Source organism: Pradoshia sp. TA40_28 (assembly GCF_059694525.1).
This window is the reverse complement of sequence record NZ_JCATZO010000007.1, coordinates 97,988-123,744: the sequence shown is the minus strand read 5'-3', so window position 1 is coordinate 123,744 and position 25,757 is coordinate 97,988. Positions and strand designations below refer to the sequence as shown.

The window sequence follows — 25,757 nt, the reverse complement described above, 5'->3', positions numbered from 1 at the left end:
ATGGAGATGAATATGAAAATAAACAAACGGGAATTTCATTCAAATGGTATGACCTATACGATTCGATCGGCAATTAAGAGTGATGCAGAGGCTTTATCTGGCCTGCGTGTTCAAATTGATGGAGAAACAGAAAATATGGATAGAGAAAAAGGAGAAGCATTTATGAATGCTTTCGATTTTGAACAGCTGATTCATTCTGATGCCAATAGCTCAAGAAATCTATTCTTAGTGACTGTAGTCGAGGAACGAATTGTAGGCTATAGCAGATGTGAAGGGATAGAATTGAAAAGGTTTCTTCATAAAGTGGAATTTGGCGTGGGTGTATTGAAAGAGCTTTGGGGATACAGCGTTGGTAAAAATCTTTTAAAAGAGTCTATCTCATGGGCAGACTCCATTGGCATTAAGAAGATGACTTTAAATGTAGGAGAAACAAATCAAAAAGCAATTGAGCTGTATAAAAGACATGGTTTTGAAGTGGAAGGGATTTTGAAAAAGGATAAACGTCTATCGGATGGTAAGTATTATAGTACGGTTGTAATGGGTAGATTCAATGATTGAGTGGGTATTTCTTGGAAAGTAATTGAGTAATGGCTTCGGTTTGTGTAGCAAATTTAAGGTAGTTTAGTGTATTGGTTTGGTATACATAAATGTTCAGAGGAAGGCTGGTTAGCCATATGTCTAAGGAAAATGAGGTAGTTATAAGGCCATTTAAACAAGAGGATTTATATTCTTTATGGGAAATAGCGTATAAAGAAGAATCTCCTGAATGGAAAAAGTGGGATGCCCCTTATTATGACCATAAGTCGATGACCTATAATGATTTCTTTAAGAAAAGGGATAAGATTATTGATCAAGAACATTATTGGGGGATAGAAGTAGAAGGGAAAATAATCGGTACAGTCAGTTATTATTGGGAACATGAGCCTTCGAAGTGGTTAGAAATGGGCATCGGTATTTATAATCCGCAATACTGGAATGGTGGATATGGTTCGATAGCTTTAAAGTTTTGGATTAACCATTTGTTTGAAACGATGCCTTTAGTGCGCGTTGGGTTCACAACCTGGTCCGGTAATCACAGAATGATTAAAGTTGGTGAAAAATTAGGGATGCAAATGGAAGCAAGATTAAGAAAATGTCGATTCTATAATAATGAGTATTATGACTCTATTAGAATGGGATTATTGAGAGAAGAATGGGATACTATGAAATAATGTTAAATCAAGAGCTGTCAACCAGTTCTTTTTTCTTTTTTAACAAATAGACAGATACGTAGAAGGAATTTTCTTTCTATATGTAGAATCCACTAGTAGGAAATTTGTCGAATCAGAGGTGAGTCATGGATCCATTCAAAAAGTTGAACCCAAAAGAAGCTGCTCATCAGTTTATCAAAAATTATTTTCCAAACTGCCAGGGTGCCCTATTGGCAGGCAGTGTTGTTCGAGGTGAGGCAACGGAAACATCTGACCTTGATATTGTGATTTTTGACAAAGGTATCAGTTCATCTTATCGAGAGTCATTCATAGAATTTAATTGGCCTATCGAAATCTTTGTACATAATTTAACCTCTTATAAACCATTTTTTGAAAATGATTGTGAACGGGCAAGGCCTTCACTGCCAAGAATGGTATCGGAAGGTGTGGTTTTAAAGGATGATGGAATAATCGATTCAATTAAAAAAGAGGCTAAAGAAATACTGGGAAAAGGCCCAGAAGAATGGTCAGCCGAAATGATTAATATAAAGCGTTATTTTATTACGGATGTTCTTGATGATTTTAAAGGCAGTACGAATCGGGCAGAGGAGCTTTTTATAGCCAATGCGCTTGCTGAATTGGTAAGTGAATTTGTATTACGAACAAATCGAAAATGGATTGGTGCATCTAAGTGGATAGTTCGCTCTTTAAAACAATTTGACGAACAGTTCGCAAACCTTTTTGTAGAAGCTTTTGATCATTTTTATCGGACAGGTGAGAAAAACCAAGTCATTCATTTAATTGAAGATGTATTAAAACCCTTTGGTGGACAGTTATTTCACGGATTTTCAATAGGGAAAAAATAAAGGTTATATAGGGAGATTAGCTAAAGTCACTAATAGATATATGGTGAATAAAATTAACGGAATGTTCGGATATTAGAGGGGATGAATACATTTATGATTAAAGAACTTCAATCAAAAAATGAGATACTGGAAGCATTTCCGGTTATGAGACAGCTACGGACTCATCTTGATGAACATACATATTTAAATTTAGTACTGGATGCACAAGAAAACGATAGATACAAAATGCTCGCTTTAGTTGAAGATGGTGAAGTGGTTGCAGTTATTGGGTTTAAACCGATGATCACCCTTTATAATGGTCGATTTGTTTGGGTATGTGATCTGGTCACGGATATAAATAAACGGTCAAAAGGATATGGTGAACAATTGCTTACATATGTTCATCAATGGGCTAAGGAAAACAAGTATGAAACGATATCCTTATCATCAGGATTGCAGCGTAAAGCTGCTCATCGTTTTTATGAAGAGCGGATGAACTATGACAAAGTAAGTTATGTATTTAAGAAGTCTTTAAAATAGGAATGACTATATATCCAGGTCAGTATTTAAATTTTTAATCTCCTATGGAGGTATTGTCATAATGAAACAAAGTTTACTGGGAGCCATTTGTTTATCCTTAGCCGCGAGTATGTGGGGCGGAATGTATGTAGTTAGCAAATATGTTTTAGATTATATCCCGCCATTGACGTTAGTGTGGTTACGATATTTGGTGGCTTTTGTTGTTTTGTATGCCATTTTGGGTACTGTTCAAATTAAAAATAAGACTCGAGAAACGATAAAGAAAAAAGACTGGTTGCTGCTGGGATGGATCGGGTTTATAGGTTATTTTGTATCAATCGCTCTTCAATTCATTGGTACCAAACTATCGGATGCCCACACGGGATCGTTAATAACGTCAGCTACTCCAGCTTTTATGGTTATTTTTGCAACGTTTATTCTGAAGGAAAAGCTAACGGGTAGAAAAGTTATTTCAGTCCTATTGGCAACCATCGGAGTCATCACGGTCATTGGCTGGGATACAAAGGCTGGAGACCATTTTTTGGGAAGCATGATTTTAGTGGGGGCTGCGATTACTTGGGCGTTATTATCCGTTTATGTAAAACTAGCTTCAACGCGGTTTTCGGCTTTAACAATCACTACTTATGCTGTAATGTTTGCGCTTGTTTTTACAACACCCGTAATGATAGGGGAACTTCAATCCAATAGTGTCGATTACGATCACGCTTTAGTTATTTTGGGGATTATCTATTTGGGAGTAGTATCAACAGCAGGAGCATTTTTTCTTTGGAATAAAGGACTGGAGCTAATGGATGCAGGGATAGGTTCATTGTTTTTCTTTTTTCAGCCATTGGTGGGTTCATTCTTAGGATGGCTTTTACTAAATGAAAAGTTGGACGTTCATTTCTTTATTGGGGCGATTCTAATTATAGCAGGTGTAGTAATTGTTACTCTTCCAAAGAAGAAATCGACGTAACCAGATAGATGAATAGGAAGAAGGACTTTTGAAAAAATGATGTCGAAATAATGTGGATAACATTATTGAATTGGTCGCTTTCTTAAGTATTCATAAAAGTGGCGATAAAACGGTTGATATTGGTTTAGGAATGAGGCCGGATTTAACGGGAAATGGCAAGGGGATAGAATTTTTAATAGCATCAATGAACTTTATTCGATCAAATTTTATACCTGATAAAATCACCCTATCAGTTGCCACCTTTAATCAAAGAGCTATAAAAGTATATAGGAAAATTGGGTTTAAAGATGCCGGGATTTTTATGTGGGAGACAAACGGAAGCACATTTGAGTTTTTGAAGATGGTATACATATGTTGAATTGTTTGAGAGTGCTATAAAAGAAATCCTTCGTTAGGAATTTCTCCTGTATAACGACAATGGGGGTGTGATTTTGATCATAAAACGAGTCATTGAACAATTTGGGCTGCGGGTATTATCCATAAATGAGGTTGAGAATTCTTATAGTTCAACAGTCTATAAATGTAAGTTGCTTAATGGCGAAAATCGGTATATCAAAATTCCGTATACAAAATTGAAGTTCCAGCGGGAATTAGAAGCTTATGAAATTTTGAAAGATAGGGTTGTCATTCCGGAGTTATTAGATTGTTGGATTGGTGATGAGAATTGTCCTGGTGCTTTTTTATTATCCGAATTGAAAGGACAACCCTTAACCACACAGGTTTCACCAAAGGCAGCTTATCAAGTGGGGGTTATTCATGCTTCGATGCATTCTATTCAGCTGCCACCTAGAAAAGAGTTGAATTCCATACAAAATGAATTCCAGAATTGGTCTAGTTTTGTTGAATCTAAATTTTACAGTTTTGCCGAGGATGTAAAAGATGTCCTGGATGAACATTTATATAAACAATCCATAGAAAAGTTTGAAATTATGAAAGCGCTTCTGCCTGAACCTGATGGGCCTAGCTTAGTACATATGGATTTTCGCCCAGCAAATATTATAATGGATGGCGATCAAGTCTCAGGAATTATAGATTTTGAATCTGTACGATTTGGTTCAACAGAAATTGATTTCACTAAACTTCACCGTGACTTTTTAAGCTATGACCATTCCCTTTATCAAGCCTATAAAGAAGGCTATCAAAGTATCAGACCTCTGCTTGATTTAGAAATTGTCTTACCTTTTTATCGATTTACAGATGCTTTCAATAGTATCGGATGGTGTAAACAGCGCGGAGTCGAAAAACACACTGACTTTCTTGAAGAAAATCTGGTTATATTAAAAAAACTGTTACGTTAAAACTAGAGATGATTTAAATAATCATGATTTCTAGGCGAGTTAGCATTGGAAAAGCTGTCCATTTGGACAGCTTAGCTTTTACCGAAGTGCATTTCATCGTCCAAATCGAGTGAAAATGTGGAGCCAGTAGAGGTATGTCCATTAATCCATTCCTGTGACATTCTTGATACATTAGCCCAATTGGGGATTTTTGCATTATGTTCCGAAACCCAGCTTAAACAATATTGTGGATCAATGTTTTCTTCATAGCATTGGGTTAAAAAAGTCTGGATATTGAATTCTGTACATTTTTCAAAAGAACCACAAGTATGAGAAAAGATTTGTTCCATTTTTGTTTGAATAACATCTTTATTATACTCTGTCATCCGTATTCTCCTTTCTGTTTCACAATGGTAATTTGATTACTCATCATTCGATTTAATATGTGAACCATGGCGACTATCTACAGTAGGTATATGTTTTAAAGGAGAATCACCGTTTTTTGATGTCTTTTCTTGATTACGTACTCGAAATTGGTTTTGGTTATTTTTCATTTTCCCTCACCTCCATGCTTAACATTTGAAGAAAGACAGGAAAATATTCAATTGACTCAGAAGAAGTTGGATAATTATAGCTAATAAAGTAAGGGGAAGATTTAATGGACATAAATTTAAAAGAACATCTCAAAGAACTAGAGGAAAGTCATATTAGTCTTGAAGTTCGTAATAGTCGAGAAAAATTGGATCAAATATTGGCAGATGATTTCTTTGAAATCGGTAGTTCAGGCTATATGTTTGATAAAAAAACATGCTTAGAAACAGGAGTTGTTTTAACGGAGATGTCACTCTATAACTATGAAATCTATCCGTTAGCATCCGGTGTCGTATTATCCACCTATTTTATTGTAGATAAAACGAGAGCTCGTAACACATACCGAAGTTCCATCTGGAAATTTATTGATGGCAGATGGCAATTATATTTTCACCAAGGTACCATCTCGCCATTAGGACTAAGTGAAGTTTTAAAAGTCAACAATTAGAAGTTGATTGAGGATAAGGATAGTAAGTGACTTATAGAAGGAATAGGGGTTTGTTTCCAGCTGGATAGCTGCACTTTCATTTTTGTTGTAATTGCAACAAAATATTTTATAATAAATATAAGAGTATATTGGAGTACATAAAGTATTGGAGATGCAATTATGAAAGAGATTTTACGCGAAATTGGAATGATTGCCAGAGCATTAGATTCGATAAGTAATATAGAATTTAAAGAATTTAACCTTACAAAGGGGCAGTACTTATATCTGGTCCGGGTATGCGAAAACCCGGGGATTATTCAAGAAAAGCTGGCTGAAATGATAAAGGTTGACCGTACGACTGCAGCACGTGCCATTAAAAAACTTGAAATGAATGATTTTATTGAAAAGAGAGCAGATCCACAAAACAAGAAAATAAAAAAGCTCTTTCCAACAGAGAAGGGGAATCAGGTTTATCCATTTATAAAAAGAGAACATGATTATTCCAATAAAGTTGCCTTAGCTGGATTTTCTGAAGAAGAAATGGAAACTATTTCCAGTATGCTTCAAAGGGTTAGAAAAAATATTGAGGTAGACTGGGAATTTATTAAAAAGGGCAACAAAAGAACGTATTGATATCATAAAGGAGACATCAAAAAATGAATGTGAATATAAAAAAGTGCAGCCTTGAAGATTTACAGAAACTCCAAGAAATCAGTATTCAAACATTCACTGAAACATTTAAAGATCAGAATTCACCTGAAAATTTAAAGGCCTACCTAGAAAGAGCGTTTAATCGTGAACAGTTGGAAAAGGAATTGTCCAATCGGTTCTCTGAATTCTATTTTATCTATTTCAATGAAAAACTTACGGGTTATTTAAAGGTAAATATTGATCAAGCTCAAACTGAGGAAATAGCTGATGAGACACTCGAAATTGAGCGGATTTATATAAAATCAACATTTAAAAGGAATGGGCTCGGCAACTTTCTGATGGATAAAGCAATGGAGATAGCTATCGAAAAAAAGAAGAAGCTTATATGGCTTGGAGTTTGGGAAAAGAATGAGAATGCTATTGAATTTTATAAAAAATGGGGCTTTGTACAAATTGGAGCTCACTCTTTTTATATGGGGGACGAAGAACAAGTGGACTATATTATGAGCAAGTCATTGATTTAATTATTGAAAGACCTTATATGATTAGAATCTATGTTATGGAGTGATTTGGAATGAAATTTATAGTTGATACAGAATTTTGGGATGTCTTTCCGGAGGCTCAAATTAACATGTTAATTGTCAGAAATATTAATAATCAGGATTCGGATAATGATCAAAACTATTTCTCAGAACTTCTTAATAGAGCGTCTAAGGAAGCTGCTAAGTTTTTAACAGAAGATCCATTTAGCCAAAATCCCGTGATTGATGAGTGGCGTAAAGCATTTGGTAAATTTAAAACGAAAAAGGGGACTCGCTCTTCCATCGAAGCCTTGCTAAAGAGAGTCAATCAGGGTAGAGAATTTTCTCCAATTAATCCTTTGGTAGATATGTATAACAGTGTTTCTCTAAAATATGCAGTTCCCTGTGGAGGCGAGGATATCAATTTGATTAAAGGTGATTTACATCTTGGAAAAGCAAAAGGAGGAGAATCCTTCCTGCCACTGGGTGCCGATCATGATTCACCGGCTTTACCAGAGGAAATCATTTATTACGATCAGGATGGTGCTATTTGCCGATGTCTAAATTGGAGAGAAGCTCAAAGAACAATGCTAACCGCTGATACGACTGACGCCGTCCTTTTCATTGAATCAATCAACAAAGAACAAAAAGAACGGGCTAATCAAGCCATGGATGAATTGAAGCATCTAATTGATTCATACTTCAACACTGAAAGCACCAGTGTGCTATTGACTGCAAAAGATTCATCTTTCGATTTTTAAGTTATTTTATATTAATCACTATCCATATTAATCTATGTATATCCGAGACTATAAATAGTTAAGTTACAAATTGTTTATCTGCCGTGTAAGTTGTAAGTCCGTTTTGCATAACTATAAGAAGGTGGGATTTAATCATATGTACATACCTGAGTATTTTAAAATAGATGATAAAGAAACCATTTATGATTATATTGAAAAATATAGCTTCGCGACATTATATTCACAACATAATGGTGAACCTTATGCTACCCATTTGCCGCTATCATTGAATAAAGATGAACATGCCTTATACGGTCATATAGCACGTGCAAACAAACAGTGGCAAGACTGGATAGATCAAAAAATCTTAGTTGTTTTCCAAGGACCTCACTGTTATATTTCTCCTTCTTATTATGAAACGACTAAAGCAGTACCTACATGGGATTATGTATCTATTCATGTATATGGAAAAATAGAGCTTATTAATGAAAAGAATAGAGTACTTTATCATTTAAACGACTTGGTAAATAAATATGAGAAGTCAGATAGCCCATATAATTTACAAGATGTAGATCCTGTTAGTATAGAAGAAATGACGAAAGAACTAGTAGCTTTTAAATTGACTATCACAAATATAGAAGCACAAGCAAAGTTAAGTCAGAATCAGTCCATAGAAAGACAAGAGTTCATCATTAAACATCTAGAAAGCAGTCATGATCAAAATGATAGGCAAGTAGCTGATTTGATGAGGAAAAATTTAACCAATGAATGACCAGTAATTGGTTTATTCTAGTGTGATATTTAGCTTTTGGACAATATTTAGGGATTCAAAGCAGCTTAGCAATTGAAGAGGATATTAGGCACAAACTATACAGTTAGAAAAGTATATCTAATAATTAGTTCACTTTTCCTTTCAATTATTTTTAAGGGCTATAAATATAACTAAAACAGCTTACCCCTATACGTACGGCATTTTATCAACTCCACCTTGGCTTCCAATTGTAATCAGTTTATATAATGTTCGTTGCTTGTTTAATATATCCTGTTTTAAATTAGCTGGACAATAATAGGTCTTGGTCCGAGAAGGATTAAGGTCTTTTATGTTGAATTTCTATTAGTAGTGAAGAGGGAGCTTATCATTTAGAGGAAATCTAAATGTCCTTGAAAAATAGGAGATATCATTACAACTAGGGGGGAGTTGGTTTATGGTAAAAAGCTTGGAAATCATGAATAAAATCGAACACAAGGAGCGAGGTTGGCTGAAAGCAAATCCATGGGCCAGATACTTACTGTTAACGAAAGAGCATCCAGTCAACATGGAGAATGTGGTAACGCTTGAATCGATTCCGAAAAATCCAGTATGGGACTATACCAAAAAGACACTCGAAATCCTAGAAAATGAACCACACATTTCTGAAGAAATAGCTAATGTAATAGAAGAAACACTGGTTTGGGCAGAAGTCGCTAAGTGTGGATCCCCTTCGGTACGAAAAAGGTGGATAACAGATGGAGTTAATATATATGTACACAATATCGGTTCCGCACAGATTTATCTAAGAGAATCGACTAAACCAGCGGAGCATACCGAATTGGTTGCTACACTCATTTCCACTCATGGGCTGGTAGGACAATATATACGAGGAGAATCTCTCTTGTCGAAAAGCCAATCCCTCTATCCCATTTTGAAACGATGGAGCTGTGGAAAAAACAATCAATCTATCCAGTTGCTCATGCTTTTAAATAAGTGTATCATTGCGGCGGTCAGTCCGTCTCTTTGGGAAACGATTGAAAAAGAGGTTCGACAAGCCGTGACATCTATCGTGAATGACCATTTCGCACAAGAGGATACATGGAAAGAACGGCTTCGTAAACTCCGTCAGCAATCTATTCGAAACGGAGAGAATTTTGATATCGAATTCCGGCGAATTTTCAGTGATACTCGCCTTCAAAAAGTGATAGAAAACCTGCTTGATTCTCGGGATTTATGGTATGTGGAAGCCGCATTGAAGGATTTCACACTAGAGGAGTTTGCAAAGATTTTTCTCTTAATCAGCCTAAAAAGTTCCTTGGAACAGGTGAATCATATTAATTTCTCCAAACTTATGAGAGAGATGTACTATGATTATAAAGGGAAGAAAAAGGTGAATTTATATAAGAAAAGAATCTTTGAAAAATATTTAGCTGAATGCACTTTTGACGATTTGTTGGCGGGGAAAATTAAGGATAACCCACATGTATCGGTTCAGGTGGATCAAAAGGGAGATACATTATTCTTTCGTTTTTCTTTTAGCCCGCCAAGTCAAAAACTGATTGAATTTTGCGTTGAATCAGAGAAATATGGAACCATGTTTGAAAAAGCGATTCTCCTTTTGTACGACTTTTTTGAGTTGAGAAGAGATCAGTTTGACCGCTTTCACAACGAAGATGAGTATTTGGAGACGATGAATCAAACCATTGATTTCAAAAGAGTTATAGTGGACTATATCACGGGAACGGACATTGCAGATATAGGACCGGGCGGCGGAGCGTTGTTGGATGAAATTGTTAAAAGATATCCCGAGGCGAATGCATTCGGCATTGATTTCAGTAAAAATGTCATAGAGTCCCTGGAAAGACGAATTCAAAAGGAAAAATTACCTTGGACAGTTCGGTTCGGCAATGCGTTGGATCTTGAACGGGATTTGGATCAACCCGTAGATACCATCATTTTTTGTTCCATACTACATGAACTCTATTCCTATATTGAGACAGACGGAATCAAATTTAACTTGGAAACCATCCAAAAAGCCCTTCAAAGTGCTTTTCGAATGATACGAAAAGGCGGGAGAATCATTATCCGTGACGGCATTATGACTGAACCAAAAGAGGAATCACGAATCATCCGTTTCCGAGATTCTGACGACTTGAAAATTCTTGATCGGTATATCAAGGACTTTGGGGGACGAACCATTTCTTATGAAGTGGCTGGACAGAATGAAGTTAAAATGCGTATCAATGATTGCATGGAATTTCTCTATACCTACACGTGGGGAGAAGAAGCTTACCCGCATGAAGTTCAGGAACAGTTTGGCTATTTGACCCCTTCTGAGTATGAAGCTTTAATTAAGAAGACCTTAGGAGAGGAAGCAGAGATATTGGTTAACCAGCATTATTTGCAGGAAGGGTACACGCATGCCTTAGATTCGAAGATAGAGCTTTTAGATGAAGCATATCGTCCCGTGCCGTTACCTGATTCAACTTGCTTAATTGTGATTCAGAAAAAAATTTAGAGACAATCCTTGTTTAAAGCTGATATCTTACAATGAAATTTGAAATATGTTCTTAACAAAAGGGTGTTGATCTATAAGGATTACTACCCTTTTCTATTTGTACTTCGTATGTTTGTAAAGGAACAAATTAATGAAAAAGGAATTTGTATATGGATGTCGAAATCATTTATAGAAGTAAGAGAGATTGGTAAGGATATACTCCGAAAAAGAAATTAATGAGATCCTAAAAACCATATACAATGACTTTGCGATAATTAGAAGATCACTAATTGAGTATGGCTTTATGGGACGTAGTAAGGACTGCGCCGAATATTGGATAAAAATGAAGTAGAAAGATAATAGATTTCTAGCCTTTCTTATTGTTAATAGAAAAAGTTAGAGAACTAAATATGCACTTTAGTGGTAAAGAATTGTATGCTCTATAGTGATTAATGGGAAACTTTAAAAATCAATAGTCTTTTACAGATATAAGAATAGGAAAGTTGAAAGGGGATTTGGTAGATGCTTGTACATAAAGTGGATGATGAAGTTTCGTTGAGAATGTTTACTAAAGATGATGCAGCTGAGTTCTATAATTTAACAATGAATTCTAAATCCTATTTAAAAGAGTGGCTCGGTTGGCTCGACTATACTAAAAGCGTAGAAGATACTGAAAAAAATATTCAATCTAGATGGAAAGAACTAATAGATAACGGCGGATATCCTCAATCTTTTGCGATTATATATAATGAGAAAATTGCTGGTACAATCGGGTTCAATGAAATTTATCGAGCTAATAAAATTGGCATTGTAGGTTATTGGTTAGGAGAAGACTTCCAGGGAAAGGGCATAATGTCGAAAGCTTTTAAAGCATTAATGGATTACGGATTTAGTGATCTTAAGCTGAATCGAATTGAAGTCAGAGTTGCCGTTGAAAATAAAAAGAGTAGAGCACTTCCAGAAAGATTTGGTTTTAAGGAAGAAGGATATATAAGACAGGCAGAGTGGTTATATGACCATTTTGTAGACCACGTAATATATGGTCTATTAGCTAGTGAATGGAAGTAGGTTAAAACCCACTAACGCAGGAGATCATTTTCATGCATCCAAATACAGGTATTGATATCACTATTAGTATAGACTGATTCCTATAAATTTTTTGATTGTCATATATAATCAATGGGTAAGCATCAACTAAATACAAACTATGCAAAGGGGATTATACTATGGGGAGATTAGCCGGAAAAGTAGCTATTGTTACAGGAGCAGGCCAAGGGCTGGGACTGTCATTTGCGAAAGCGCTTGCTGAAGAAGGGGCGAAAATTACCATTGCTGAGTTCAATGCTGAAACAGGGAGAAAAGCTGTTGAAGAACTAAAAGAAATGGGTGCGGAAGCTTTATTTGTTCAATGTGATGTTTCGAATGAAGAGCAAGTAAAAAACGTTGTCAATAAAACGGTTGAAACACTAGGTACTGTAAATATTTTAATTAATAATGCACAGGCCTCAAAACCAACGGCTTCTATCCTTGAAACAACATATGAATCAATGGAACTGGCCTGGAAAACAGGTACAGTTGCTTCACTTTTCTTTATGCAACAATGTGTCCCGCATATGAAAGAGTCAGGTTACGGCCGTATTATCAATGTGTGCTCAGATACTGGTATTGATGGAATGGAAAAATTCGCGGCTTATGGTTCAGCAAAAGAAGCCATTCGTGGCTTAACACGTGTAGCTGCACGTGAATTCGGTAAATTTGGCATAACGGTCAATGTCGTTTCTCCAGGTGCACTGACACCTGCAGCAAAACTATGGATGGAACATGATCCAGAAGGATATAAAAAAACAATGGAGCCAGTTCCGTTAGGCCGTCTTGGTGACCCGGAAATGGATATAGCTCCAGGGGTTGTGTTCTTAGCTAGTGAAGAAGGAAGATTCATGACAGGACAGACTGTATTTTTAAATGGTGGGCATACTTTCGGGCGCTAAGAACCTATTGTGTTGGTAAATTCAGGTATGGAGTGCAAAATATGAATCTTGTCAAACACTTGGGGATAGAGTGTATACTAATTGTTGTAATTTTACTATCTAATTTTTATGTAGATAGTTATCTTAGTAAGCCGTTTACTTACACGGATCTAATAGCAATCATTATTGGAATTCCTATCCTAATCTTTAATTTTACTTTTTATGATAAGTTAAAAAAACGTCTAAAACCTATTTCTTTAGCTAAAGAAATTTTACTTTTGGTAGTAGCCTTTTGTATCGCCATTATTTTTACGGGGATTTTAATAGGAGAATTGCAGTTTTAATCCTTTTTAACGACCGATTGCTTTTATGAAATTCAAATAACGAAGGACATACCAAATTATATTTGGTATGTCCTTTCCCATTTATCGCTATTTTAGTTTAGGTCTTGATAAGTGCTAATAAGATTTTTAAGTAAGATAGTTTTGAAGAATAATGTAAAGGCTTAATAGAGTGTTCAGTGTTTAACTGTTGATGTAAATATCAGTTGAACCATTTTGATAATCATTATCATTTATGATAATATTATTCAGGAATAACTTTTATTACTATAATCTTTATCACTTTCTAGTAAGAAAGGAGAAGGAAGTGAAAAGTGAAAAAATATATTTGGCTAAATCCTGTCGTTTTAAAGATGTACGATCAGGAAGAATTACATTCTACTTTAGAAAGTTTAGGGTTTCAAATTGTTACTTGTGATGAAAATCACTTACAAATAGTGAAAGATAAATATAAAGAGAGATACGAAGGTTGTAAGAATCTTCTTTGTGATAACAGATGTCCTAAAGCTATATCCTATGTAAGAACTCATTATGATCATGCTAGTTTGGAGTACTCTTCTATCCAGCCGATCTTAATTCATTGTGCTGAAGAACTGGCTAATAGATATAAAGACGATGATGCAGAACTATATATCATTACTCCTTGTACAGATTTAAGAAATCTAGGGAACAAATTAGCATTTAAAAATACGATATTTCAAACATGGACTCAATTTTGCAGAGAACATCATGTCAGATTAAATAGTCAACCAACTGAAAACAGTCCGATACCACCAGGGTTTTTTGATAATATCCCTAATGTGGTCAGTCTTGCATCTAAGGATGATATCGATCGCTTTTTCCAGGATACATCTAAGGAAGATAAGCAATTAATCGAAATGTTGTATTGCCAAGGTGGTTGCCATAACGGAGATGGAGTTCGAATAACAAATGAATAATATAATAAAAAGATTGATACCGATTGCTGTTATTTTAATCGTATGGTATTTATGCAGCTATTTCGAGGTATGGAGCGCCTATATTTTGCCTAGTCCAATGCAAGTATGGGATACCTTTGTATCAATGGTACAAACCGGAGAACTGTTTATTCATATCTTTGCAAGTTTGAATAGAGTACTAGTTGGTTTTTCAATTGCTTTTGTATTCGCCTTTATCCTAGGCACCATTGCTGGTTTAAAGCCATCTCTTTCTCCTTATTACAATCATATTGTGGAGTTCATTAGAAATGTGCCTCCTCTGAGCCTGATTCCCTTGTTGATTTTATGGGTTGGGATCGGAGAAGAATCAAAAACGATCATAATCATTTTAGCATCGTTTTTTCCAATGTTTTTAAATATAAAAAAGGGATTTAGTTCATGTGATCATAAGCTTCTGGAGGTCGGAGAGGTTTTAGGATTAAATTCGGGGCAACGTTTTTTGAAGATCATACTCCCATCTGCTGTCCCAGATATTCTATTAGGGATGAAGGTTGGCCTGGGATATAGCTGGAGAGCTATTATTGGTGCAGAAATGATTGCCGCTTCAAGCGGTTTAGGATACTTCATATTGGATGCGCAGACGATGTCCCGCTCTGATAAAGTGATTGTGGGAATTCTCGTGATTGGTCTCCTTGGAGTCATCTGCGATAAAGTTTTCTCGTTCATAAGCAAGAAATTCACTCGTAGAGGAGGGATAAAAAATAGCTGGGATTAAAATAAATCAACTTTATAAAAGTTTCATAGTGGATGGGAAAAGGCATGATGTATTGCAAAATGTTAACGTTGATTTTCCGCAGAATAGCATCAGTGTCATTCTGGGGAAAAGCGGATGTGGGAAGACGACACTTCTACGCATCTTAGCCAATCTTGAACAATGCGATCAAGGCGAAGTCTCGATAGATAGTAATGAAAAAATTAGCTTTGTTTTTCAAGAACCACGTTTGATGCCATGGTTATCTGTATCCAAGAATATTACATTTGGATTAGAAAAACAAAAGATTAACGATGAGGAAATAGAAGAGTTAATGAACTTGATTGGATTAAAAAAGTTTGAAAAAGCTTATCCACATCAATTATCCGGTGGTATGCAACAAAGAGTTGCATTAGCAAGAGCATTAGCCTATGACCCATCCATCATTTTAATGGACGAACCATTTGCTGCACTTGATTATTTCACACGTGAAACAATGCAGAAAGAATTAATAAGAATTTATCAACTAAAAAAGAAAAGTATTATCTTTGTTACCCATAGTATCGAAGAAGCTATAGCAATAGGGCAAAATATATTTGTAGTTAATGATGGGAAAATTCATGCTCAGTTTAACCTGGAGCCTTATGAATATCCAAGAGATGTTTTATCGCCATCTTTAATCGAAATAAAGAAAGACATCATAGAAAAATTAGCGTGAGAGTGAGGACATCAAAATAATGAAGAAATGGTTATTATCTTTACTTGCTTTACTGAGCGTTTCAGTTATTGTGGCCTGTGGAAAGGATAACGATTCCGATAAGGAAAGCTCCAAAAACAATGAAGAGAATACGTATACAGTTGATAAGGTGCAGGCAACTTATGTGCAATCTCCTTTAAATGTACCGTCGATTGTCGAAAAAGAAAAAGGATTGTTAGCTGAGTCTTTTGCAGAAGAAGGAATCGAATTCGGATATTCTAATCTAACGACCGGTCCAGAACAAACTCAAGCATTAGCTTCGGGAGATATCCAATTCCTGAATGCAGTAGGTGCTACATCTGTCATATTATCTGCATCGAATGGGGCGGATATCAAAATTTTGAGCATGTATAGTCGTTCTCCTGAGGCTTTTATGTTATTTACAAACCTTAAAGGTATTAAATCACCTACCGATTTAGTAGGGAAAAAAGTAGCGGGTCCAAAAGGAACAGTTTTACATGAATTGCTTATCAATTATTTAGCAACTGAAGGCCTAACAGAAAAGGATATCGAATTTGTACAAATGGATATTCCATCTGCACAAGCGGCGTTAGTGGCAGAAGAAGTAGACTTTGCGTTACTGGCTGGTCCGACTGCCTATAATATGATTCAAGATGGGTATCAGGTTGTTACAAATGGTGATGGACTGGTTGATGGAACAATCGTAGTGGCTACTAGTGAAGAATTCTATTCGAAGAATCCTGGCTTAGTAAAGAAATTTTTACAGGTACAGAAAGAAACATTGCAATACATGGATGAAAATTATGAGGAAGTTATGGAGATTGCAGCAAAAGAAACCGATCTGCCTCTTGATGGCGTAAAAGAGATGTATGAAATGTATGACTTTAATATGGAAATTTCACCTTCTGATATAGAAAGTATGGAAAAAACAGTGGAATTCATGAAAGAGAATAATATGATTGAAAACGATGTAGATATCCAGTCATTACTATTGGACGTAGAATAATTGAAAGAAGCATGTTTCTTTACTACTTAAGAAACATGCTTTTTTATTTGTACTTTCTAAGAGGAATTAGCTTCAACACTGAAAACGATAGTTGTTTAACTACCTTGTGCAAGGTATATTTTCCCTTCAAAAGTCACCGTTCACGCATCTTTTTTTATTTTATACTAAAGTAAGGACGCACCTATACATACAGCATATTTTATTAAAACAGATTAAATTTTGGCACCGAGAGGAGATATGGTGATGAATAGGATGAAAATGGTGACGGCTATTTTTTGGATAGTTACTCTGTTAATGTTAGTTGGAACGATGATTATGTTTTTAGAAGACGACGGTACGAAGGGGTTCATGGGCATTTTGACTTGTGTGACCTTACTTGTTATTGGGGGCTGGCAATGGAAGGCAAAGCAACCGCTTGATGGGCCACTTATGATCATGACGTATTTATTTATTTTTATTTCAGTTGGAATTGGTACATTCAGTGGAGGGTATGGGATTAAGCATTTTGATGATTTCCTCCATGTTACCTCTGGCATTTGGCTCGGATATGCGGCATTGGTGCTAACCAGGCAAATAATTGGTGAAGAGCTCATGCGGAATTTACCGAAAGTATTTCTGACTGGCCTGATGGTTGTTTTTGCGCTTTGCTCAGCTGGTGCATGGGAGCTGCTCGAGTTTACCGGTGATCAATTGTTTCATTTTACCGCTCAAGGGCGAGATCTCAAGGATACGATGTTCGATATGATGGATGGATTAATTGGCGGAATCATTAGCGCCATCGTTTACTTTATTAGACAATAATGAGAACAAGTCGGCCGTTTTAGTGTGGCCGGCTTTTTTATGTAATTTACCTGATTTTTTCTCATTCGATTTTTACGCTGAAAAGGTTATTTTGTTCTGATTCTTCGTTTAAATATGAGGCTGTTTTCTTTAGTGAAATTCCATATACATAGAAGGATAGGGTAACAATTAATACGTCCAATATACTATATGCGTATAATTTGATTGTTATCTTTTTATTGTTAAAATATAAATAAATCAAAATATTCTCAAATATCAAGAAGAAAACAATTAGGAGGCGGTATTATGAAAGGCTGGCTATTTTCAGGTACTAATATTCCACTGGAATTAATAGAAAAAGAAGATCCAAAAGCGATTCCAGGTCATGTTGTTATTGATGTAAAAGCTGCTGGGTTATGTCATTCAGACGTAGCTGCATTACAAGACCCAGGTTGGATGCCACTCTTCCCGAATGGTCCTGTCATTATGGGGCACGAGTTTGCAGGGGTTGTTATTGAAGTGGGTGAGGGTGTTGAAAATATTAAAGTTGGAGACCGCGTTGGAGCTAATCCAATGAATAGAGAAACGAAAATAACTGCCGGGTATACCTATGATGGCGGCTATGCAGAAAAAGTACGTGTTCCTGCTGATCAGTGCGTCGTCATTCCTGATGGCGTGTCCTTTGTAGAGGGTGCCGCGTCAACGGATGCAGGAATCACATCTTATCGCGCTCTTTTCAGTATTGGACAAGCGAAAGAAGGTACAAAGTTAGGGATTATCGGAGTAGGCGGTCTTGGTCAATTTGCACTGCAAATGGCATTAATTAAAGGGTGCGAAGTATATGCTACAGATGTTTCTCCAGAAGCTCGAAAACTTGCCGAAGAACTTGGTTGTAAAAAAGTATACGATACTGTTCTTGATATGAAAGAAGCTGAATGCGATGTCATAGTTGATTTTGCTGGTTTCGGACAAACAACTTCAGATGCCCTGGAGGCTGTGAGACCACAAGGAACAGTTGTGATTGTTGGTATGGGCAAATTAGAGTCTAATATCAATACTTATTTAATGATTACAAAAGAAATTAAGCTTTTAGGAAGTACTGGGGGAACAGTTGAAGACTTAAAAGGTGTATATGATTGCTTTGCTACTGGGAAGATGAGTCCAAACCTCACCACAATCCCATTTGAAGAAATTGACAAAGGCTTAGAAAAACTCAAAAAACATGAAGTGAAAGGCCGCTTAGTAGCTGTATTTGAATAAATATAAGGTATCTTAGTAACAAGTATAGGAAAGGGCATTAATCCATCTTTGATCTGACCCAAGAAAGTTAGACACCAATCTCGGGGCAGTTCACTTAGATTAATGCCCTCATTCTTATTAATATGGTTGGTCAAACTGGTCAGAAAAAGGTTGATGCCTCTGACGGGATTCGAACCCGCACTCCTTTCGTAAGCATAGGCTAGGGGAGAACACGCTTCCCTACGGAATTTCACCGACAGGAATTCCACCTGTCTCAGCTGATTTGCTTTTCGGTGCTTCTGAAACCCTTGCCTTGCGACCCGTTCAATACAATGTTTTACGGCGCTCTTCCCTTCTAGAGCTACAGAGGCTTATTCATAATTATTATATAGCACCAGTTTGGCATTGAGTATAATATTTTTAACAAATAATGGAGTTTAGATCTGAACAATAAATTTAATGTTCGTTCTTGATACCCGTCTTACTTTAATGGTAGAGAGGCTGTTTGTCGTACAATATGGTTGAATCAAAACAGATTGCTTTTTAAAGAACCTTTTACAAGATTAGTAATAGAATATTTGCTCAAGACATCTTTTATTTTCTGTTGCGCTTCTAGTAGGATATCTAAAATAATTTGATCCATCTCATCTATTTCTTTATCCATTTTAGTTGGATGTGCGTGTTTCACAATCGCAACATACACATCATAAAGAGTTGTCTCATCGGGATTAACAATTAGTTTATATCCACCGTAGCGTCCTTCGAATCCTTCGACCATTTTTTCCTGTATTAATTTAGCTAATACCTTCCTAATAAAGCTCGATTCAACACCTAGTTTGTTAGTTAAAGAGCTACTTGTTACAAGATCTTTTTCGTCTGCAAGTATGGCTAAAGACTTAATGGCAACTATAAAGTTTGTTTTACCTAAGTAGCTTAATTGTAAGAGGTCTTCCATACATTCACGTCCAATCTGTTAATATTTTAGCAATGAATTGTTTGAAAATAAAGATAAAATGGTTGACCTTACATGAATGGGTTGTTACGTTTTAATTGTGATATATAATCACATTTAATCGGATGGAGGGATTTTGATGGGACGTTTAGATAATAAAGTAGCGATCATTACGGGTGCTGCTTCAGGTATGGGATTAGCTGCAGTTCAATTATTTATAAAAGAAGGCGCAAAGGTTGTTGCAACAGATATTGCGTTTGATCAGCTAAAAGAAGTAACAGCAGTAATAGAAGGTGATATCCTATGTGCTCATTTAGATGTAACTTCTGAAGAAGATTGGAAAAAGGTTATGGTACAAACAAAAGAAGCGTACGGCAAAATTGATATTTTAATAAATAATGCCGGTGTATCGTTCCATAGAACACTTTTGGAAGAAACAGTAGAAGGTTGGAATCGTACAATTAACTTGAATTTAACATCTGTTTTCCTCGGTATGCAATCTGTAATTCCTTTCTTGCAGGAAAATGGTGGTGGATCAATCGTCAATTGTGTATCTTTATCAGCCATTATAGGTAGCGCTGACAATGGTGCTGCTGCGTATGCTGCGGCAAAAGGTGGCGTACGTGCTTTATCCAAGCATGCAGCTATTAACTTTGCAAAAGATAATATCCGTGTAAATTCTATTTATCCTGGAGCGATCTTAACCGGTGCTGCCGAGCGTCATGGGGTAACATCTCGGGAAGTATTGGGTAAAGCATTTGAAGGTACAATACCCTTACCGCCATTTGCAGGGGAAGCCCTTGATATTGCGAACGGTTATCTATATTTAGCATCTGATGAATCCAAATTTGTTACTGGTGAGGAATTAATCATTGATGGTGGATGGAGTTCTAAATAGTTGAAGCACTCTCACTGATTATACTGAGTAAAAACGATAGATGAAAAAGAGATATTTTACCTTATTGAGGCTTATAAGTTGAATATATATAATGAAACCAAAGGTAGCGTTGATTCATAAGGATTAACGCTTTTTTCTGTTGAATCTCTTATGTGGTCTGAAGAAGGATTTCTTAAATCTAATGGAGAGCTTACTTAATTTAATGTGATTCTTTGGAAGAGTGTGCCCGAGTATAATTATTAAAATCTATCTTCGTTCATTAATCCCTTTGGAATTAATTTGAACGTTATTATTGTTAGAGAAATTTATATTAATTCCCTTATAATAAAATACAAAGGGAAATAGTTAGTTGTTCAGTAGTATAGTTAGTCACATCAAAAATATCCCTGATGATAGGGTATTTTGTGACCGGAACGTACTGAAAAGAAAAGTAATTGCTATCATACCATTTAAATAGAAAGAGCTGCCCCTTATTAGCCATTACTTAACTGGCTTTCGGGACAGCTCCTTTTTACGAGAAAAATAGTATAGATGAACCAGCGCTATAGAAGTTTTGATACGTTACAATGGATTGTGGATGAGGAGTTATGAAGAGAGAGCATGGAATTCCTTGTGGCTTAAATAACATCTATAAACATATATAATGAGCAAAAATAAAGGAGACTTTTTGATGATTCCTATCAATATAAAAAATACGAGCTTGATCTTAGAGGGCGGAACATTCCGCATGGTATATACAGCGGGTGTCTTAGACGGTTTTTTAGAGAAAGAGATGATGTTTCCTTACATATTGGGAATCTCTGCGGGTGCCATTAGTGCTTGTTCCTATATTTCTGAGCAAAAAAACAGAACGATTCGCTTCATATCTACTTATCGGAATGATAAGCGATATGTCGGAATGCGTAATTTTCTCACGGAGAGAAGCCTATTTGGGCTGACATTTGCCTATGATACGGTTCCAAACCAATTGGATTTCTTTGATTGGGAGACATTTCAAAGCTACCAAGGTGAGGTTTTATTTGGTGTGACAAATGCTTATACCGGAAAGGTAGAATACATGGACGGCAAAACAATGGACAAAGGGGCTACTATTTTACGAGCCACATGCGCTATTCCCGTTCTGTTTCCTGAAATCAAAATAAATAATATTCCTTACTATGATGGAGGATTAGCTGATTCGGTACCAATCGAAAAGGCGATAGCGGATGGTTATGAAAAGCATGTCATCATTTTGACCAGACCAAAGGGCTACAGGAAGAAGCTCGACAGTCAGACAAAATGGGCAGTGAAGCTATTGCGTAAGAAATATCCTCAACTGGTTCAAGCCATGGTGAACCGTGCACAACATTATAATCAAACAATGGATTTGATTGAAAAGCTGGAGCAAGAAGGGAAAGCATTCGTTTATCGACCGCCGTTTGAGCTTAAGAGTTTTGAAAAAAACACGGAGATTATGTGGAAATCACATAAAAAAGGGTTAGAACAATTTCATGACCGAAATCAGGAATTGCTAGACTTTCTCGGTACTGATTATATAGGCTGCAATGCTAAAGATTCACTCATGAAAATATAGGTTTCTCTAATTGGGCGAGGTATTCTAAGTTCCGTTGCCGAGGTCGAGAGCATAGGGAAAGGCTGTCAACTGACAGTCTTTTTCTTATGCTCTTAGAGGGCAGGTTGGCGAAGGAAGGATTAGAACTAGCTTTCGATCCTAAGAGAATGCTTTAAAGAATCATCCCTGAATCGGCAGATCTACGTTGGTTTATAATGATGGGCTATGGGGAGTAGGGATAAACATATATTTTTAAAGGTATAATTTTGGAAAAAAACGCCCTTTTTTGTTAGTATTTATTTGAAATTGAGAGTAATAATACATTTTCTTGTATTTTTTATGAGTAAAATACTCTTTAACATCATTTTCAATAGTAACTTGAATATGAAGGAGAATTATACTTATGCACCAGACCTGCTATACCATCACAAAACTGAAAACCTTGTATACTCATCATAATACAGCTATTGTAGAAGTCTTTTATAAAGACGATGTTCCGATTTTTGTTCTTTATTTATCCTCAGGTTACTATAAGATTATCGATATTGAACGGAATACTAAAATAAAAACTTACCATTGGAATTATATTAAAGTAGTTGAAATAATTATGTGCCATACCAGACCCCTATTACCTAAACAGGATATTTTATTGAAATATCCTCATTTCAGCAATGAACAGGTAACTACTTAATATAAGATTTTTAACGATCATGATACCGTATAATCAGACATTAACTACAAGTAAAATAGACGGCAAAAGAGCTGTCTTTACTTTTAATTTATCTAGCTCTTCTTTATGCAAAACCTTCTGAAAAGGACTACATTTTTTCCGCATGCTTGACGATTTTCTTATACACTTCTTCGCGGTCAAAATCCTTTTCTCCCATTCCAAAAACTTCAATGACACGGTTTTTTTCATTAAGAAGGTAAGTCGCATTGGTGTGGATCAAAAATCCGGAACCAGGGTCTTTATATTGGAAGCGGAATGCATCTGCCAGTTTTCGTGTATCCTCTGCTTCTCCACGTAATACATACCATCCATCTGCGGTATTTGTTTTGAAAGTCTCCCCATACTCTTTCATAATTGGGAGTGTATCCCGTAACGGATCAATCGTGACAGTCAGGAATTCTACTTTATCACCAAATAGCCCGTCTTTCACAAGCCGGTCCCGTATATCGACCATTTGATAGGTTGTATTGGGACAGACATCTGGACAATTCGTATACATAAATTCCAATAAGCGTATTTTTTGTGCCATTTCCTTGAAAGAATAATCTGTACCGGTAGTGGATTCCATCGTAACTTCCTTTGGAAAGTCCATTTGCGACTGTCTATAACCAGTGAAATAATAAATTCCAGCACCAATACTTAAAACTAATAAGATGGTAAATCCTATGTATAGCTTTTTCATAACTTCAACAGTTCCCCTCTGCTTGTTAGTTCTCCTTATTTTACCATTATATATATGATGGTTATGGTGAAGTTATTGGAAACTTGTGAGAAATACATGACTATTTAGTGTCGGAATAGAGAAAGAATGAATAAGAGTTCTAACTTGTACGAATGCTTGTAAACTATATAGATGGAATGTTTTTAGGAGGGGTAATTTTGCGAAAAAAATGGACATGGCTCATCATTGGCTTATTTCTGATTTATGCATTGGCGATATATGTTTATCTCTTTCATGGTGCCAATACAGCTATTCCTGAATCGGTGAAGGGAACCAGTGCTGATCCCAACACATTTATGAACAAGGATTTGATAGAAAAGAGTGAAAGCTACTCTAAAATACGGAACTTTTTCTTCTTTATCAGTACACCGCTTGAGTGGCTATTTTATGCGATGGTCCTAATTTCTGGACTGTCCAAAGGAATTGAAAAATGGGGCAAGCAAACCTGGAAAAGACGTTCTGTTCAAATTAGCGCCTATGTCTTTTGGCTTTCACTCTTGTTATTCATTGTCTTTTTGCCGCTCTCATACATTCGATATAAAATCTCGATGGTCTATGGTATATCCTCTCAGGTTTTCTCCTCGTGGATGAAGGATAATTTAATTGAATTTTGGGTGGATTTAGGAATGACTTTAATTGTTGTTCTCGTATTGTACTGGCTCATTAGGAAAAGCCCTGCTCGCTGGTGGCTGTACAGCTGGCTGCTATGTATTCCATTTACGATATTTGTGATGTTTATTCAGCCAGTTGTTATCGATCCGCTGTACAATGACTTTTACCCGCTTAAAGATAAAGCGTTAGAAGAGCAAATTCTTGAGCTGGCGGCAAAAGCCAATATACCGGCTGAGCATGTGTATGAAGTAAATATGTCGGAGAAAACCAATTCTTTAAATGCTTATGTAACAGGGGTTGGCTCAAATTCCAGAATTGTTCTGTGGGACACAACATTAAACAGTCTTGAGGATGATGAGATTCTTTTTATCATGGCTCATGAAATGGCTCATTATGTGGAAAAACATATATACATCGGAATTGGCGGCTATTTGATCCTTATGTTGGTTGGCTTATGGCTGACGGATAAATGGATGAAGAGGACGATACGGAAAAGAGGAGATTTATATCATTTAGAATCGATGAGTGATATTCGCTCATTACCGCTCTTTTTATTGATTACATCAATTCTTTTGTTTGTCGCAAACCCCATTACAAATTATGTTTCGCGTGTACAGGAAACAAGAGCAGATAACTATGCGTTAAAAATGACTAATAATCCTGATGCGGCCATTTCCTCTTTTCAGAAGCTATCCGAAAAGGGGCTAAGCCAAATGAACCCACCTTTGCTAGTTAAAATATTCCGTAATAGCCATCCAACCATGCTAGAGCGAATTGAGATGGTAGAAGAATTTAAAAAATAGTTTCTGTTACCTTTTATTGCTGATAAGGAGGAAGGGAGTCTTTTTGACTAAAAAACTAAATAAAGATAAAAGAAAAGTAAAGCAGAGCCATCCCAAAGAAGGATTGGCTCTGTTTTCTTTTTGATGATTGATAAAGGATTTTAGGCAGAGAATGATGAATATATAGTAAATAAGTGAAAAGAGGAGAAGTCATATGCAAAATCGATTAGATGAAAATGAGTATGCGCCTTATTATCAACCGTATGTGGAAATGGTTCCAGATGGGGAGTTAATTCAGATTCTTTCCGAACAAAGGGAGGAGACAATGGCTTTCCTGAAAGACATCACTGATACGCAGGGCGATTTCCGTTATTCAGAAGGGAAATGGTGCGTTAAGGAAGTCATTGGCCATATGATTGATACAGAGAGAATCATGGCATATAGGCTACTTGCCATTGCAAGAGGAGAACGTGTGAATCTCCCGGGATTTGATGAAGATGAATATGTTCAGCACGGATCCTTTATGAGGCTATCGATAGATGAACTTCTTCAAAACTTTTCGATAGTCCGTCAGTCTACGATTGTATTAGTGAATAGTCTAAGCGATGAAGACTGGCTTCGCTGGGGATCAGCCAACGATTTCGAAATAACCGTTCGTGCGCTGGCCGTTATTATTGCCGGGCATGAACTACATCACCTTACGATGATCAGAGAGCGTTATATGAAATCTGATTCCTATCCAAACTAATAAAGCTGAGGCTGAGTATTCAGCTCTTTTTTGTGATTGGAGAATACACAAATAAAGG

The 25,757-nt window shown here is 36.2% G+C and carries 32 protein-coding genes; 28 read left to right on the top strand and 4 right to left on the bottom strand.

The window, feature by feature from the left end; translation table 11 throughout:
• Nucleotides 1-12: 12 nt before the first annotated feature.
• The 7 genes from AC58NB_RS11275 (at nucleotide 13) to AC58NB_RS11245 (ending at nucleotide 4,828) form a co-directional block, all read left to right on the top strand.
• The gene (locus AC58NB_RS11275; RefSeq protein WP_497426929.1) at nucleotides 13-558 is read left to right on the top strand and encodes a GNAT family N-acetyltransferase; all 546 of its coding nucleotides are present in this window, start codon (nucleotides 13-15) and stop codon (nucleotides 556-558) included.
• Nucleotides 559-674: 116 nt separating this feature from the next.
• Nucleotides 675-1,211, top strand: coding sequence for a GNAT family N-acetyltransferase (locus AC58NB_RS11270; RefSeq protein ID WP_497426928.1), 537 nt, complete (start codon nucleotides 675-677; stop codon nucleotides 1,209-1,211).
• 125 nt (nucleotides 1,212-1,336) lie between these two features.
• Nucleotides 1,337-2,056 carry a nucleotidyltransferase domain-containing protein gene (locus tag AC58NB_RS11265; protein ID WP_497426927.1) on the top strand — a complete coding sequence of 240 codons (720 nt, stop codon included), beginning with the start codon at nucleotides 1,337-1,339 and terminating at the stop codon, nucleotides 2,054-2,056.
• An 81-nt stretch (nucleotides 2,057-2,137) separates the two neighbouring features.
• Nucleotides 2,138-2,575, top strand: a complete 438-nt coding sequence (locus AC58NB_RS11260; protein ID WP_497426926.1) for a GNAT family N-acetyltransferase — start codon at nucleotides 2,138-2,140, stop codon at nucleotides 2,573-2,575.
• Between the two features lie 61 nt (nucleotides 2,576-2,636).
• Nucleotides 2,637-3,530 carry a DMT family transporter gene (locus AC58NB_RS11255; protein WP_497426925.1) on the top strand — a complete coding sequence of 298 codons (894 nt, stop codon included), beginning with the start codon at nucleotides 2,637-2,639 and terminating at the stop codon, nucleotides 3,528-3,530.
• A 52-nt stretch (nucleotides 3,531-3,582) separates the two neighbouring features.
• Nucleotides 3,583-3,888 (top strand): GNAT family N-acetyltransferase, encoded by a 306-nt coding sequence (locus AC58NB_RS11250; protein WP_497426924.1) that lies wholly within the window; start codon nucleotides 3,583-3,585, stop codon nucleotides 3,886-3,888.
• A gap of 67 nt (nucleotides 3,889-3,955) precedes the next feature.
• Nucleotides 3,956-4,828, top strand: a complete 873-nt coding sequence (locus tag AC58NB_RS11245; protein WP_497426923.1) for an aminoglycoside phosphotransferase family protein — start codon at nucleotides 3,956-3,958, stop codon at nucleotides 4,826-4,828.
• A 71-nt stretch (nucleotides 4,829-4,899) separates the two neighbouring features.
• On the opposite strand, the gene AC58NB_RS11240 is transcribed toward AC58NB_RS11245, so the two are convergent.
• Both AC58NB_RS11240 and AC58NB_RS11235 read right to left on the bottom strand, forming a co-directional pair.
• Nucleotides 4,900-5,193 (bottom strand): hypothetical protein, encoded by a 294-nt coding sequence (locus tag AC58NB_RS11240; protein ID WP_497426922.1) that lies wholly within the window; start codon nucleotides 5,191-5,193, stop codon nucleotides 4,900-4,902.
• Nucleotides 5,194-5,229: 36 nt separating this feature from the next.
• A complete protein-coding gene (locus AC58NB_RS11235; protein ID WP_497426921.1) occupies nucleotides 5,230-5,361 on the bottom strand; it encodes a hypothetical protein in 132 nt (43 codons plus the stop codon).
• 104 nt (nucleotides 5,362-5,465) lie between these two features.
• Between AC58NB_RS11235 and AC58NB_RS11230 the strand changes: the two genes are divergently transcribed.
• The 16 genes from AC58NB_RS11230 (at nucleotide 5,466) to AC58NB_RS11155 (ending at nucleotide 18,725) form a co-directional block, all read left to right on the top strand.
• Nucleotides 5,466-5,846, top strand: a complete 381-nt coding sequence (locus AC58NB_RS11230; protein ID WP_497426920.1) for a nuclear transport factor 2 family protein — start codon at nucleotides 5,466-5,468, stop codon at nucleotides 5,844-5,846.
• A gap of 159 nt (nucleotides 5,847-6,005) precedes the next feature.
• Entirely contained in the window at nucleotides 6,006-6,458 is a 453-nt protein-coding gene (locus AC58NB_RS11225; RefSeq protein ID WP_497426919.1) for a MarR family winged helix-turn-helix transcriptional regulator, read from the top strand.
• A 23-nt stretch (nucleotides 6,459-6,481) separates the two neighbouring features.
• A complete protein-coding gene (paiA, locus tag AC58NB_RS11220) occupies nucleotides 6,482-7,000 on the top strand; it encodes a spermidine/spermine N(1)-acetyltransferase (RefSeq protein ID WP_497426918.1) in 519 nt (172 codons plus the stop codon).
• Between the two features lie 50 nt (nucleotides 7,001-7,050).
• Nucleotides 7,051-7,758: a B3/B4 domain-containing protein gene (locus tag AC58NB_RS11215; RefSeq protein ID WP_497426917.1), complete on the top strand. Its 708-nt coding sequence runs from the start codon at nucleotides 7,051-7,053 to the stop codon at nucleotides 7,756-7,758.
• A 136-nt stretch (nucleotides 7,759-7,894) separates the two neighbouring features.
• Nucleotides 7,895-8,509 (top strand): FMN-binding negative transcriptional regulator, encoded by a 615-nt coding sequence (locus AC58NB_RS11210; protein WP_497426916.1) that lies wholly within the window; start codon nucleotides 7,895-7,897, stop codon nucleotides 8,507-8,509.
• A 433-nt stretch (nucleotides 8,510-8,942) separates the two neighbouring features.
• Entirely contained in the window at nucleotides 8,943-11,006 is a 2,064-nt protein-coding gene (locus AC58NB_RS11205) for a class I SAM-dependent methyltransferase (protein ID WP_497426915.1), read from the top strand.
• Nucleotides 11,007-11,190: 184 nt separating this feature from the next.
• Nucleotides 11,191-11,337 carry a DUF2087 domain-containing protein gene (locus AC58NB_RS11200; RefSeq protein WP_497426914.1) on the top strand — a complete coding sequence of 49 codons (147 nt, stop codon included), beginning with the start codon at nucleotides 11,191-11,193 and terminating at the stop codon, nucleotides 11,335-11,337.
• A 170-nt stretch (nucleotides 11,338-11,507) separates the two neighbouring features.
• Complete coding sequence (locus AC58NB_RS11195; protein WP_497426913.1) at nucleotides 11,508-12,053, top strand: GNAT family N-acetyltransferase; 546 nt, start codon at nucleotides 11,508-11,510, stop codon at nucleotides 12,051-12,053.
• Between the two features lie 158 nt (nucleotides 12,054-12,211).
• The gene (locus AC58NB_RS11190; RefSeq protein ID WP_497426912.1) at nucleotides 12,212-12,973 is read left to right on the top strand and encodes an SDR family NAD(P)-dependent oxidoreductase; all 762 of its coding nucleotides are present in this window, start codon (nucleotides 12,212-12,214) and stop codon (nucleotides 12,971-12,973) included.
• Between the two features lie 41 nt (nucleotides 12,974-13,014).
• Entirely contained in the window at nucleotides 13,015-13,296 is a 282-nt protein-coding gene (locus AC58NB_RS11185) for a hypothetical protein (protein ID WP_497426911.1), read from the top strand.
• Between the two features lie 311 nt (nucleotides 13,297-13,607).
• A complete protein-coding gene (locus AC58NB_RS11180) occupies nucleotides 13,608-14,231 on the top strand; it encodes a hypothetical protein (protein ID WP_497426910.1) in 624 nt (207 codons plus the stop codon).
• Nucleotides 14,224-14,985: an ABC transporter permease gene (locus tag AC58NB_RS11175; RefSeq protein WP_497426909.1), complete on the top strand. Its 762-nt coding sequence runs from the start codon at nucleotides 14,224-14,226 to the stop codon at nucleotides 14,983-14,985. The genes AC58NB_RS11180 and AC58NB_RS11175 overlap by 8 nt, the downstream gene beginning before the upstream one ends.
• Before the next feature lie 28 nt (nucleotides 14,986-15,013).
• The gene (locus AC58NB_RS11170) at nucleotides 15,014-15,679 is read left to right on the top strand and encodes an ABC transporter ATP-binding protein (protein WP_497426908.1); all 666 of its coding nucleotides are present in this window, start codon (nucleotides 15,014-15,016) and stop codon (nucleotides 15,677-15,679) included.
• 19 nt (nucleotides 15,680-15,698) lie between these two features.
• A complete protein-coding gene (locus AC58NB_RS11165) occupies nucleotides 15,699-16,685 on the top strand; it encodes an ABC transporter substrate-binding protein (protein ID WP_497426907.1) in 987 nt (328 codons plus the stop codon).
• 243 nt (nucleotides 16,686-16,928) lie between these two features.
• On the top strand, nucleotides 16,929-17,486 hold the full coding sequence (locus AC58NB_RS11160; protein ID WP_497426906.1) for a DUF2238 domain-containing protein: 558 nt from the start codon (nucleotides 16,929-16,931) through the stop codon (nucleotides 17,484-17,486).
• Between the two features lie 285 nt (nucleotides 17,487-17,771).
• Nucleotides 17,772-18,725 (top strand): zinc-binding dehydrogenase, encoded by a 954-nt coding sequence (locus AC58NB_RS11155; RefSeq protein WP_497426905.1) that lies wholly within the window; start codon nucleotides 17,772-17,774, stop codon nucleotides 18,723-18,725.
• Between the two features lie 505 nt (nucleotides 18,726-19,230).
• On the opposite strand, the gene AC58NB_RS11150 is transcribed toward AC58NB_RS11155, so the two are convergent.
• On the bottom strand, nucleotides 19,231-19,659 hold the full coding sequence (locus AC58NB_RS11150) for an RrF2 family transcriptional regulator (RefSeq protein WP_497426904.1): 429 nt from the start codon (nucleotides 19,657-19,659) through the stop codon (nucleotides 19,231-19,233).
• Between the two features lie 136 nt (nucleotides 19,660-19,795).
• Here AC58NB_RS11150 and AC58NB_RS11145 point away from each other — a divergent pair, with 136 nt between their 5' ends.
• The 3 genes from AC58NB_RS11145 (at nucleotide 19,796) to AC58NB_RS11135 (ending at nucleotide 22,797) form a co-directional block, all read left to right on the top strand.
• Nucleotides 19,796-20,554: an SDR family NAD(P)-dependent oxidoreductase gene (locus AC58NB_RS11145; RefSeq protein ID WP_497426903.1), complete on the top strand. Its 759-nt coding sequence runs from the start codon at nucleotides 19,796-19,798 to the stop codon at nucleotides 20,552-20,554.
• Between the two features lie 670 nt (nucleotides 20,555-21,224).
• A complete protein-coding gene (locus tag AC58NB_RS11140; protein WP_497426902.1) occupies nucleotides 21,225-22,127 on the top strand; it encodes a patatin-like phospholipase family protein in 903 nt (300 codons plus the stop codon).
• Between the two features lie 382 nt (nucleotides 22,128-22,509).
• Nucleotides 22,510-22,797 (top strand): hypothetical protein, encoded by a 288-nt coding sequence (locus AC58NB_RS11135; RefSeq protein WP_497426901.1) that lies wholly within the window; start codon nucleotides 22,510-22,512, stop codon nucleotides 22,795-22,797.
• Between the two features lie 127 nt (nucleotides 22,798-22,924).
• Here the strand turns inward: AC58NB_RS11135 and AC58NB_RS11130 are convergent, their stop codons facing one another.
• The gene (locus tag AC58NB_RS11130; protein ID WP_497426900.1) at nucleotides 22,925-23,518 is read right to left on the bottom strand and encodes an SCO family protein; all 594 of its coding nucleotides are present in this window, start codon (nucleotides 23,516-23,518) and stop codon (nucleotides 22,925-22,927) included.
• A 197-nt stretch (nucleotides 23,519-23,715) separates the two neighbouring features.
• On the opposite strand from AC58NB_RS11130, the gene AC58NB_RS11125 reads away from it, so the two are divergent.
• Together AC58NB_RS11125 and AC58NB_RS11120 are read left to right on the top strand one after the other, a co-directional pair.
• Nucleotides 23,716-24,972 (top strand): M48 family metallopeptidase, encoded by a 1,257-nt coding sequence (locus AC58NB_RS11125; protein WP_497426899.1) that lies wholly within the window; start codon nucleotides 23,716-23,718, stop codon nucleotides 24,970-24,972.
• Nucleotides 24,973-25,165: 193 nt separating this feature from the next.
• Nucleotides 25,166-25,699 carry a DinB family protein gene (locus tag AC58NB_RS11120; protein WP_497426898.1) on the top strand — a complete coding sequence of 178 codons (534 nt, stop codon included), beginning with the start codon at nucleotides 25,166-25,168 and terminating at the stop codon, nucleotides 25,697-25,699.
• The last annotated feature ends 58 nt before the right edge of the window (nucleotides 25,700-25,757 follow it).